Source organism: Nigerium sp., assembly GCF_039811905.1.
Lineage (GTDB): Bacteria > Actinomycetota > Actinomycetes > Propionibacteriales > Propionibacteriaceae > Propioniciclava.
Window position 1 is genome coordinate 20,559 of record NZ_JBDHZL010000030.1, and the last position, 7,677, is coordinate 28,235.

Below are 7,677 nucleotides of genomic sequence, written 5' to 3' on the forward strand. Positions count from 1 at the left end.
GCAGGGCCTTGCGTGTGAACCTGGATGGCGTAGTCTAGAGCCCAGAGAGCGACGCCAGGTAGTTGATGTCTCCTGGGGGTGGGTAGACGGCTTCATTGCCCTTCGACCGGCGTCGCTCTCTCTTGACCTTCGCAGGCGGTCGCGGGAGCTCCCCTCGTGCTTGATGCCCGCCCATCCCTCTTTATTTGATTCCTGTTCCTTTTTTCGAGGGACGCCTCCGTGCCGTTCGCGCTGTGACAGCGGGGTTCGACGGCGGGTCCCGTCGACCCGAGTCCGGCAAGGGGTCCGTATGCCCGGGTCCGGGGTGCCCTCCACGTCGTCGGCAGGGGGCGTCCCGAAGGGGCTCTCCGCGGGGGTGGCAGGGGAGGCGTCCGTCGCTAGCATGAGCGGCATGAGTGAAACCGCCCTCCACCGCGCCCAGGCCAAGATGCAGGCCCGCGGCGTCGCTCAGCCGGCCATCGACGTCTTCTCCTACTACGTACAACTCGCCGAGTCGGGCGAGACCGGGCTCATCCGTGAGTCCGACATCGATCCGCTCGTCGACCCACCGCGACTCGCCGACGTCACGGTCGACCCGGCGGACGCCAGCGCCGCCCTGCGGCAGACCGTCATCATCAAGCTCAACGGCGGACTCGGCACGTCGATGGGCCTCGACAAGGCGAAGACGCTGCTGCCGGTGCGCGAGGGGAAGAGCTTCCTCGACCTGCTCGTCGAGCAGGTGCAGTTCGCCCGCCGGGAGCACGGGGCCGCTCTGCCCCTCATCTTCATGGATAGCTTCCGCACCAGCGACGACACCCTCGAGCACCTCGCGCAGCACGAGGGCCTACCGGTGGACGGCCTGCCGCTGGACTTCCTGCAGAACTCCGAGCCGAAGCTGCTCGCGGATACGTTGGAGCCGGTCGCCTGGGACGCCGACCCCGAACTCGAGTGGTGCCCCCCGGGCCACGGGGACATCTACACGGCGCTGCTCACGTCCGGGCTGCTCGATCTGCTGCTCGACAAGGGGTTCCGGTACGCGAGCGTCACCAACGGCGACAACCTGGGTGCCGCGCCCGACGCGACGCTGGCCGGCTGGTTCGCCGGAACCGGCGCGCCGTTCGCGTCCGAGGTGTGCCTGCGGACGCCGAACGACCGCAAGGGCGGCCACCTCGCGGTGCGGAAGGCGGACGGCCAACTGATCCTCCGAGAGTCGGCGCAGACGGCGTCCGACGATCTGGACGCCTTCCAGGACATCGAGCGCCACTCCTACTTCAACACCAACAACCTGTGGCTCGATCTGCAGCAGTTGAAGGACATCATGGCCGAGCGCAAGGGGGTGCTGGGGCTTCCGCTCATCGTGAACCGCAAGACGGTCGACCCGGCGGACAAGGCGTCCCCGAAGGTCATCCAGCTCGAGACGGCGATGGGCGCCGCGATCGAGGTGTTCCCGGGCTCGCAGGCGATCGCCGTCGAGCGCGACCGGTTCCAGCCGGTCAAGACGACGAACGAGTTGCTGCTGCTGCGCTCCGACGTGTTCGACCTGCGCGACGACGGACGCCTCGTCGCGACCGCCGACCAGCCGCGGGTTTCGCTGGACGACCGCTACTACAAGCTCATCGGCGACTTCGAGCAGCGGGTGCGGGTCGTCCCGTCGCTGCGGCAGGCGCATTCGCTGACAGTCGAAGGCGACTGGACGTTCGACGCGGCCGTGACGGTCGTGGGCGACGGCGTCCTGAAGGACGAGGGGGAGGCCCGGTCGGTGCCGGAGGGCACCCTCGGGTAGGCGTACCCTCGGGTGCCGTGACCGACGCACCTTGGCATTCCACGCTCGCCTACGCCCTCGTGGGGGACTGGCTCGATCTCGGCGTGCAACCCGCGCCCGACATCGAGGCGCTCGTGGCCGAGCTGGGCGAGCGGGGCTGGGACGCCGCGGGCGTCCGGGCGCACGCGCTCGCTTGCCAGGCGAACGAGCGGCCGTGGCCGCATCTCGTGGACGCCGCCGCGCGCGCCGGCATGGGGGCGGCCCAGTGGTTCGCGGCCCTGGGGCGGGCGCGAGCCGCGCTCGGGGTGGACGTCCTCGTCGATCACGCACCCTCCCGGCGCACGAAGCTCACCGCCGACGAGCGGCGTCTGCTCAGTGAGGTCCCGCCGCACCACGTGCGCTGACCCGGGGTGTGGGGGCGTTTCTACCTGACGTTCTCCACACTGGAGTGTGGAGAACGTCAGGTAGAAACGCACACGCCACCCGCCATCCCGGGGCGGACACGTGAGTTGGGCACACAGAATCCCCGCCGCGCGAGGCGACGGGGATCCTGTGACGTGAAGCGCTCAGGCGCGCTTGGCGAGGAGGTCGCGGATCTCCACGAGGATGTCCTCGGTGGTCGGGGCCGCAACCTCGACAGCCTCGTCCTTCTTGAAGCGGGCCTGGATGGCCTGGTACGGGCGGACGATGCCGAAGTAGAGCACCGCAGCCACGATGACGAAGCTGAACAGCGCGGTCAGGAACGCGCCGATGTTGACGCCGCCGACGGCGACGGCGCTGAAGTTGGGCGTGCCGCCCAACTTGCCGATGAGATCCATGATGATGGCGGTGAAGCTCTTGACGACATCCGCGAACGCCGTGCCCATGATGAAGGCGACGGCCAGGTCGATGAGGTTGCCCTGCATCAGGAATTCTTTGAAGCCCTTGATCATGATTACCTTTCAAGCTGAAGCAGTGCCCCGGTGGTACGGGGGCTGTGGGGCTGCCGCACCCTTTTAGGCTAGGACAGCGTTTTAGCCTTCGCTACTCAAAAGCAGCCCGGCATCACTGTTTGATAACGGATTCAACCATTCACTTGAACGTGGAAGTGAACGCATGTATTGCGACACCTAGCGTGCAACCGGCGTCAGCGTACAGCGAAGGTGACCCCGCCATCCCCAGCGGCTGCGGCGAGTTGGGCGGCCACCGCCGGGGTGACCTCGACGAGCAGCACCCGCCGGTCGGACGCCAGCATGCCCTGGTCGGATGGCCCCGGCGTCGCCACCACCCGGACGTCGGTCGCCAGCACCCCCGCCGAGCCCGCCTTCGGCCCGATGATGTCGATGCGCGACCCGGGGGAGACGAGCCCGGCGAGGGCGGCGTCCGTCAGTGGTAGCGCGGCCACGACCATGCCGCGCCGGGCGAGCGACTGGCCCTGGGCCACGGACGCCTCCGTCACGACGCTCAGCCGCGCGAGCGGCCCGTTGATGGTGCGGCCGACCACCCCGGACGCCTCGGTGGCCGCCCCGGCCGGCACCGTTCCCGCCGGGAGAGAGACCTCCACGAGGTCGGCCTCGGCCAGCGTGGTGCCCCCGGGCAGGTCGCGGGCGGCCGCGACGACGACCGACGATTCCGGCAATGCCGGGCGCACGGCCATCAGCCCGCACAGCACGGCGAGCCCGGCCGCGAGGGCCGCGAGTGAGCGCCGGTGCCAACGGATGGTTCTGGTCAGGGCGTCGGTCAGCGCCCGCACGGGGGATCTCTTCATACCCCCACTATGGGTGCGCCGTGTCAGCCCTTGTCAGGAAGATTTGCGATGGGGACTGCCGTCGCGCAAGGTGCGCGAGCCGGCCCTCAGGCGGCCGAGGACGACTCCCCGGACGACTTGCCCGCGGACGCCCCGCCCGACCCGGACGCCGCCGGTGCGGCACTGGCCGTGCCCGACGCGGCGGACCCCGACCCTCCGGAGCCCGACCCCCCGGACCCCGAATCACTCGACGCCGACCCCTCACCCGAGGAGGCGTACTCGTGCGCCGGGGCGGCGGCGTTGACCTTGCCCTTCGTGCGGTTGTCCGTGGCGTAGAAGCCGGACCCCTTGAACACGATGCCCACCGGCGAGAACACCTTGCGTAGCGCCTCGTGCCCGCACGCGGGGCACCGCGTCAGCGGGTCGTCGGTGAAGTGCTGAAACTTCTCCAGCTCCTCCGAGCAATCGGCGCAGCGGTACTGATACGTGGGCATGGATGAGTCCTTCGTGGACGGGATGATTCCAGCATTCTAAACCGATCCGTGGGGGTGTCTATTCCGCTCCAGGGCCGGGCGCCGGCGGCCCCTCGGCGCGGCTCACCGACCGGCTCGATCGCCCTCAATCCCCGCCCGACGGCGGGTCTTGCGTCGCCGCGGCTTCGACGCCCGGGCACCTGATCGCCCGCTGCTCGGTCACGATCAGGTGCACCGGCACGTCCCACGCGTCGGCGGGCACCGCGTCCCGAACTTCGCGATCGTTCAGCAGGACGCCCACCGTCGCGCCCCGCGACCGGTGCGCGAGGGCCCGGTCGTACCAGCCGCCGCCCGTGCCGACGCGGCGCCCCGACGCATCGGCGGCGAGCGCCGAGCACCAGATGAGGTCGGCCTCGGCGAGCGCCTCGGCCGGGAGCGCCGGCCCCTCCGGCTCGGGGATGCCGCGCCAACCGCTCACCAGCGACGCCGGACCGGAATACCAGGCCCACCGCGGCGTCCGGAAGCCCGCCAACTTCGGCAGCAGCACCCGGACGCCCGCCGCGGCCAGGGCGTCCGCCAGCCCGAGCGTGTCGGGCTCGGGCGGCACCGACGCGTAGAGGGCGACCACTCGCGAGCCGCTGCAGCACCGCAGCGCGCGGGCCAGCCGGGCCGCGCGGGAGGCGTCCGGCAAGGGGAATCGTGCGCGTTCGGCGCGCACGTGCGACCGCAGGATGTTCTTGGCCTTCGCCACCCCCGGGTCGGGTGCCACCGCGGGGTCGGTCATCCGCTTATTCTAAGCGGCATGGGCCTTTTCTCCCGTAAGAAGCAGCCTCAGGACGCCGCGCCGGCGCCCGTCGCCGTGCCGGAGCCGGTGGAGTCCGGCCCGAGCAGCCGGACGCTCGACGAGGAGCGCACGTTCCTGCTCTCGAAGGTGCCGCCGCTGCGTCCGTTCGGCATGCCGGTGTTGGACGCCGGCGGCCTCACCCTGTGCGAAGACGTCGTCTCCGACCTCGACCTGCCGCCCGTCGCGATCGCGCACGTCGAGGGGTACGGCGTGAAGGCGTCCAACCTGGTGGGGGCGTCCGAGAAGCACGCCATCGACCTCCAGCTCATCGCGACCGTCGCGCCCGGCGACCACACGCCGCCGCCGCTGCCCGGCGGCGGCACGATCTTCCTCGAGGAGGGCGCGCCGGTCCCCGAGGGGGTGGACGCGATCGTCCCCGAGCCGGACGCCGAGGTGCGCGGCCGGCACGTCTTCTTCACGCGCGAGGCGGTGCGCGGCGCGCACCTGCACGACCGCGGCGCCGAGCTGCGGGACGGCGAACAACTGCTCGCGGCCGGCCAGGTGCTGAACCCGCGCTCGATCGCGCTGCTCGCCGAAGTGGGGCTCGACAAGGTGCTCGTCCGGCCGCGTCCGCGCATCGTGGTGTTCGGCGTCGACGCGACGCTGGTCTCGCCCGGGCTGCCGCTGACGTCGGGCACGCAGCGCTACGACTCGACGACGGGGCTGCTCGCGACGGCCGCGCGGTCGGACGGGGCGACGGTGTACCCCGTCGGCATGATCCCCGCGACGGCGGCCGCGGTGCGGCAGACGATCGTCGACCAGGGCATCCGGGCCGACCTGATCCTGATCGTGGGCGGTTCGGAGGAGGAGAACGAGCTGGTCACGGGCGTCCTGCGCGAGCTGGGGCACGTCGATGTCGCCGATGTGGCCGTCAACGACGGCAAGCGGGTCTGCTTCGGGCAGACCGGCGACGACGGCGTCCCGGTGCTGCTGCTGCCGGGTGGGGCGGTGAGCGCGTACGTCGCGTATCACGCGCTGGTGCGGCCGCTGATCGGACGCCTGAACGACTCCGACCCGAACCGCGTGCCCCGGCGGTGGGCGTCGCTGGAGGGTGGCGTGGAGTCGGCGTCGGAGACCGTCCGGTACGTGCCGGCGGTGCTGGAGGGCGACCGGGTGCGTCCGGTGTCGTCGGCGGGCCACGAGTTGGCCTTCGATCTGCACCGGGCGAACGTGCTGCTGGTGCTGCCGCGCGGGCGCGTCCGGCCGGGGTGGGACGTGGAGTGCCTCGTGCTGAACGACACCGCGGCCGTCGGTCCGAGCGGCGACCGGGCGAGGTGAGCCTGCGCGACCGCCTGTTCGGGGAGCGCACCTGGCCGGTCACGCTGCAGCACGGGCCGGTGGGCCTGCGGCCGGTGAAGGCGTCCGACGAGTGGGTGTGGAACGAGATCCGGACCCGCAACGCCGCCTGGACCGGCCCGTGGGATTCGACGCGGCCGCCCGAGGCCGGGCCGGGCGGCATGACGTTCAGCCAGATGGTCGCCCAGTTCACGGCGAACGCCCGCGCCGGACGCATGCTGCCCTGGTTCATCACCTACACCGCCGCTCCGGGGGCCGACCCGGCGCTGGCGGGCCAGATGACGATCTCGGGCATCACGTACGGCTCGGCGCGGTGGGCGCAGGCCGGCTACTGGGTCGACCAGCGGTGGGCGGGCCTCGGCATCGCCCCGACCGCCCTGGCGATGGCCGCCGACTACTGCTTCGGCGTCCTGCGGTTGCATCGGCTGGAGGTGGCGATCCGTCCGGAGAACGGGAAGAGCCTCCGCGTCGCGGAGAAGCTCGGCTTTCGGCGAGAGGGGCTGATCCCGCGCTACCTGCACGTGGACGGCGCCTGGCGCGATCACGTCATGTTCGCCTTGACGGCCGAAGAGATCGGCCCGGAGGGTTTGGTGGGACGCCTCGGCTGAGCCGGGCGTCCGGACCTCGACCGGGTAGTGGAGATGGTCTCGTCGGACGCGGGCGTGTCTGGACGCCGACCCTCAAGTGTCCCTTTAGGGTTTCGGGCATGGGGTTCACGGGACTGATCTTTGTGGTGATCGCGGCGGCTTGGCTCGTCTATCTGGTGCCCCTGTTCTTGAGCCGGCGCGAGAACGGCCTGCTCGACGAGGTCGAGCCCGGTGAACCGTTCACCGCGACGGTGACGATCGTCCGGCGGGGCAAGCAGCTCGACACCGCCGAGGCGGGCACGGCGGTCGTCTCGACGCCGCTGAACCGGCGGGCGGCGTTGAAGGAGTTGGACCTGATCGACGCGCGGGCGGCGTCCCGCAGGCGGGTCGTGCTGGCGGTGCTGCTCGTGGCGACGATCGGCGTGGGTGCGGCCGTCGGCATGGACAGCGCCCCGTGGTGGACGGTGCTCGTGCCCGTCGGGCTGATCGCCGCGTTCGTGGTGGTCGCGCGCGTCACCGTGAAGGCGATGCGCGCCGACCTGGCGCGCCGCGCGGAGGCGATCAAGGCGTCCCATGAGGTGCACGAGGAGACCGTCGGCATCAAGCAGTTGGACGACGCGTTTGCGGCGTTCGACGAGGCGTCCCTCGATCTGACCGCGCCGGTGGAGGTGACGGCGTCCCTGTGGGAGCCGGCGCCGATCACGTCGCCGACGTACGTCCAGAAGCCGCTGGCCCCGAGGACCGTGCGCACCATCGACCTGTCGGCGCCGGTGGGCGCGCAGCAGGGCGTCCCGGTGACGGCGGACGCCCCCGAAACCGTCGGGCTGCCGGTCGCCGACGAGCAGTCCGGACCGCGGGCCGTGGGGGAGTAGCCCGTTTTCGTTCTCCGGTGGCCGGGTGGTAGGATGAACTCCGCTGTTGAACACAGCTTGGGGCTATGGCGCAGTTGGTAGCGCGTCTCGTTCGCAATGAGAAGGTCAGGGGTTCGAATCCCCTTAGCTCCACCCAAA

General features: G+C 71.1%; 9 protein-coding genes and 1 tRNA gene. 6 read left to right on the forward strand and 4 right to left on the reverse strand.

Annotated elements, in window-relative coordinates; translation table 11 throughout:
• Positions 1–391 precede the first annotated feature (391 nt).
• Entirely contained in the window at positions 392–1,762 is a 1,371-nt protein-coding gene (locus tag WMJ97_RS07435; RefSeq protein ID WP_347348351.1) for a UTP--glucose-1-phosphate uridylyltransferase, read from the forward strand.
• 17 nt (positions 1,763–1,779) lie between these two features.
• On the forward strand, positions 1,780–2,145 hold the full coding sequence (locus tag WMJ97_RS07440; RefSeq protein ID WP_347348352.1) for a hypothetical protein: 366 nt from the start codon (positions 1,780–1,782) through the stop codon (positions 2,143–2,145).
• A gap of 162 nt (positions 2,146–2,307) precedes the next feature.
• On the opposite strand, the gene mscL is transcribed toward WMJ97_RS07440, so the two are convergent.
• The 4 genes from mscL to WMJ97_RS07460 form a co-directional block, all read right to left on the reverse strand.
• Entirely contained in the window at positions 2,308–2,670 is a 363-nt protein-coding gene (gene mscL / locus WMJ97_RS07445) for a large conductance mechanosensitive channel protein MscL (protein WP_347348359.1), read from the reverse strand.
• A 197-nt stretch (positions 2,671–2,867) separates the two neighbouring features.
• On the reverse strand, positions 2,868–3,488 hold the full coding sequence (locus WMJ97_RS07450; protein ID WP_347348353.1) for an SAF domain-containing protein: 621 nt from the start codon (positions 3,486–3,488) through the stop codon (positions 2,868–2,870).
• 86 nt (positions 3,489–3,574) lie between these two features.
• Complete coding sequence (locus WMJ97_RS07455; protein ID WP_347348354.1) at positions 3,575–3,961, reverse strand: FmdB family zinc ribbon protein; 387 nt, start codon at positions 3,959–3,961, stop codon at positions 3,575–3,577.
• A 124-nt stretch (positions 3,962–4,085) separates the two neighbouring features.
• Complete coding sequence (locus WMJ97_RS07460; RefSeq protein ID WP_347348355.1) at positions 4,086–4,724, reverse strand: 5-formyltetrahydrofolate cyclo-ligase; 639 nt, start codon at positions 4,722–4,724, stop codon at positions 4,086–4,088.
• An 18-nt stretch (positions 4,725–4,742) separates the two neighbouring features.
• Between WMJ97_RS07460 and glp the strand changes: the two genes are divergently transcribed.
• The 4 genes from glp to WMJ97_RS07480 all read left to right on the forward strand — a co-directional run bounded on the left by glp (position 4,743) and on the right by WMJ97_RS07480 (position 7,671).
• Complete coding sequence (glp, locus tag WMJ97_RS07465) at positions 4,743–6,062, forward strand: gephyrin-like molybdotransferase Glp (RefSeq protein WP_347348356.1); 1,320 nt, start codon at positions 4,743–4,745, stop codon at positions 6,060–6,062.
• Positions 6,059–6,688, forward strand: a complete 630-nt coding sequence (locus WMJ97_RS07470; protein WP_347348357.1) for a GNAT family protein — start codon at positions 6,059–6,061, stop codon at positions 6,686–6,688. The genes glp and WMJ97_RS07470 overlap by 4 nt, the downstream gene beginning before the upstream one ends.
• Positions 6,689–6,786: 98 nt before the next feature.
• Positions 6,787–7,539 (forward strand): hypothetical protein, encoded by a 753-nt coding sequence (locus tag WMJ97_RS07475; RefSeq protein WP_347348358.1) that lies wholly within the window; start codon positions 6,787–6,789, stop codon positions 7,537–7,539.
• 59 nt (positions 7,540–7,598) lie between these two features.
• Positions 7,599–7,671, forward strand: a tRNA-Ala gene (locus WMJ97_RS07480).
• The last annotated feature ends 6 nt before the right edge of the window (positions 7,672–7,677 follow it).